We start from the raw sequence: 3,435 nt of genomic DNA on the forward strand, positions 1-3,435 counted from the left end.
AACAAGCTTTTGCTCAGACCAGTCCAGAAATACAACTGCCGTCTCTAGTCGGGCAAACTCATTGTCAATCGAGCGGATGCGATCGTATATATTTTCGCGAATAAATATATATGGTCGAACTGCTGGAGTGGATGCGCAGAGCCTTACAGCGGCATGCATTAATGCCATTAGACAAATAATCGCCGACTCTGAGCCATCCCAAGACTCATCTAAGCGATCAATTAAAAGTGTGACGCGTAGCCCTCCCTTGTCGCTGAGTGAGTTTAGCTCCGCTGATAATTCTTTGCTACGATTAATTTGCCTCAACCACAGCTTGTCCTGTGACTTGGAATATGCGTCAAATATTTCTTGAGTTAAGCTTAGAATGCGCTGATCAAAATCGCAATCTTCGATAAGATTTCGCTCTTTGGTAATTGTGGGTGGGAGGGCTCTTTCTTTTACGCGACCGGATGCCAGTAAATGACGAACACACTCATCCAGAAGCGCCCGTTCGAATGTGTGCGTAAGGGACTTGAAGGGACGCTGTCTTGTGTCGCGAAATTCGTCGTGCGCCAACGGCAGTTCCAATAGATCGAAAATCTGTGGAACTATGGAGATAGAGTCCGTGGTACGACGAAGCAACTCATAGGTGATCGCTGTTTTTCCAGCACCTCGCCGGCCTACAAAAAAACACTTCTGTGATGATTGATCAAGAGCTGCCAATGCAGCTGGCGTGGAAACAAACAATTCCGGCTCATTGCGAATCAGATCATACTCAGCAAATGCTTGTCCAATCTGAATACGTTCTAACGCTCGTTTTGGTAATACGAAACTTGTTGCCATCGTAGCTGCCCGCCAGTTTTTGAGAGGTCGAGTTGCAGTCTAACTGCCTCGCATGCAATCCGGCAGTAGAGACTGAGAAACCAGAGGTTCTGGAGCATAAAAGTCGCAACTTGAGACGGTCCGGATAAATACCTATTTGGGGGCGTATGTAGCCTTTTAAGCCGTGCCTTTGGCCGCGAAGCCTAATCTTGTGATAGCAGCGACAGCACCGGCCACTGCAATTTCATGGTGATGCCGCATAACGTAAGCAGGCCAAGCATATGCTCAACTGCAACGCTCGGCTGCCCTGGATCATTCCTGGATTTTGTCTGTACTGTGATCCGAGGTGTGCTTCAATTTCCGTGTCCGTTTGGTGGTAGGCACTGGTTTGGGGACGGTTTGATTTGCTACGAGTAGGCCCAATTGCTTCAGGGTGGCTGCGTTCGCTGCAGCTTGTGTATCCAGCAAGGCACGGAGTTCCGATGCGCGTTCCTCGGTAGACGCCAGTGCTTGGCGGATCAACCGCAGTTCCGCGTCGGCATGCAACAACTTGTCGGTCAGCTGTTTCTTGTTCAGTTCCGACTGCTGGTGGGATTCTTCCGCCCGCTGCGTTGCCGCCGCCAACGCGGCTTTGGCCAGCTTCGACTCTTGCCGCTCGCGATCGATGTCCTGCATCAGGCGGCGTTCATTCGCTGCAGCCCGCTCCTCCACCCTCCCTCGCTCTTCGGCGTGGCGTTGACCCTCCTCATCGGTGCGCCGGCGCTCTGTTTCCCGTTGCTGTTCTACAGCCGACAACCGGGACAGCAGTCCATCGATTTCTTGGTCCCGCTCAGTCAGCAGGGCCTGTGCCTCCCGCAAGCGCTGGCCCAGATCCGCCATCTGCTCCTGTGCGACCAGCAGGGCGCGTTCGGTCGCCGCCTGTCGTTCCGCAAAGACCGCCTCCTGCTGAGCCAGCTCGGCCACCCGGGATTCGAAGACAGCGCGCTCGTCCATAAGTGCCTGCCGCGCGGCCGCCGCCGCTATGTCGATCTCCTTGCGTGCCTGGGACAGGGCGGCCTCCCAGAGTTTGATGCTGGCCTGCTGCACGGCCGCTGGAAGACCGCCCGCCTCCTCCTTGGCCTCGCCGACGCCCAGTCTCGGTCCCAGCGTGGCGAACCAGGCCTCCAGCAGAGGCCCCACCGTATTCGGCGAGCCGCGGCCCATTTGCAGGCGCACGCGTTCGATGGTCGGGCGCAGGCCCTCGGCGATCAAGGCGTCCGCCGCCGCCCAGACATCGTCCTGCTGCACACCCCGCATATTTTTCTGTGGCATCGCCCTACTCCGTCTAATATTTACCAACGATAAGAGATTGTTATCGTGGTTTATATGGAATTTATGTAATAGATCATACATACTACATTTTATAAATAACAAAATATAAGTTTGAAGCAATATGCGCCTACCCAGTCTCCGCAAAACGCCCGCCCTGCAGCCCACCGAGCTCACGGACGTCACCCAACGGGCTGTGGAGGATTTGCTGCGCGAAGGGGAATCGCAGAACACCCTGGCCAGCTACCGTGGCGCTTTGCGCTACTGGGCGGCCTGGTACGGCCTGCGCTATGGCGGTCAGATTGGCTTGCCACTGCCAACGACTTGTGTACTGCAGTTCATCGTCGACCACGCCGAGCGGACCACAGCCAAGGGCTTGGTGTCCGAACTGCCACCAGAAATCGACCAAGCCCTGGTGCAGTCTGGCTATAAAGGCCGTCTCGGTGCCATGGCGCACAACACCCTGGTGCACCGCATCGCTGTGCTGTCCAAGGCGCACCAGCTGCGTGAGCTGAAGAACCCCTGCCATGACCCCAAGGTGCGCGAGCTGTTGTCGCGGACTCGGAAAGCCTATGCCAAGCGGGGCGCCCTACCCCAGAAAAAAGATGCTTTGACCCAGGATCCGTTGCAGGCCTTGCTGGCCACCTGCGACGACTCGCCAGGGGGCGTGCGTGACCGCGCCCTCCTCCTGTTTGCCTGGGCCAGCGGCGGTCGCCGGCGCTCGGAAGTCGCTGGGGCCGACATGCAGTTCTTGAAGCGCATCCCTGACGGGTTCAGCTACACCCTCGCCTTTTCCAAGACCAACCAATCCGGTGCCGATCAACCGGAGAACACCAAGCCGGTCCTCGGCCCTGCGGCGGAGGCCCTGGAGGCCTGGTTGCAGACCAGCGGCATCACTTCCGGGGCGATTTTTAGGCGGGTGCGCAGAGGCGGCCATGTAGGCCAAGCGCTCTCCCCTGCTGCCGTGCGCGATATTGTGAAAATGCGCTGTACGCTTGCGGGCATTGAGGGGGATTTTTCTGCGCATTCTTTGCGTTCGGGATTTGTGACCGAGGCTGGGCGGCAGAATGTGCCGCTGGCGGAGACTATGGCGATGACCGGCCACCATAGCGTGGCTACGGTGTTGGGGTATTTCCGGATGGAGGGGACGCTGTCCAGTGCAGCAGCTCGGTTATTAGGATAGCAACGGCTGATTTGCCTGCCCAACAGCCTCATGCGACGTGCGGGTCGACCGGCTACAGTTGTTTAGGGCAACGCTGAATAAGTCCCGAGCTGGCGCGTGATTTGCATGTTTGCGTTCCTCATTCTTGAGGAGGTAGGGATGAA

General features: G+C 57.0%; 3 protein-coding genes. 1 reads left to right on the forward strand and 2 read right to left on the reverse strand.

Features of this window, described 5'->3' with window-relative positions:
- On the reverse strand, positions 1–822 hold an 822-nt coding region (locus AC07VY_RS07405; RefSeq protein ID WP_495119480.1), incomplete at its 3' end, for a P-loop ATPase, Sll1717 family.
- Positions 823–1,113: 291 nt separating this feature from the next.
- A complete protein-coding gene (locus tag AC07VY_RS07410) occupies positions 1,114–2,112 on the reverse strand; it encodes a DNA-binding protein (RefSeq protein WP_495096664.1) in 999 nt (332 codons plus the stop codon).
- A gap of 121 nt (positions 2,113–2,233) precedes the next feature.
- On the opposite strand from AC07VY_RS07410, the gene AC07VY_RS07415 reads away from it, so the two are divergent.
- Positions 2,234–3,292, forward strand: coding sequence for a site-specific integrase (locus tag AC07VY_RS07415; protein WP_495096663.1), 1,059 nt, complete (start codon positions 2,234–2,236; stop codon positions 3,290–3,292).
- Positions 3,293–3,435 lie beyond the last annotated feature (143 nt).

This window comes from Rhodoferax sp. GW821-FHT02C08 (assembly GCF_059421805.1).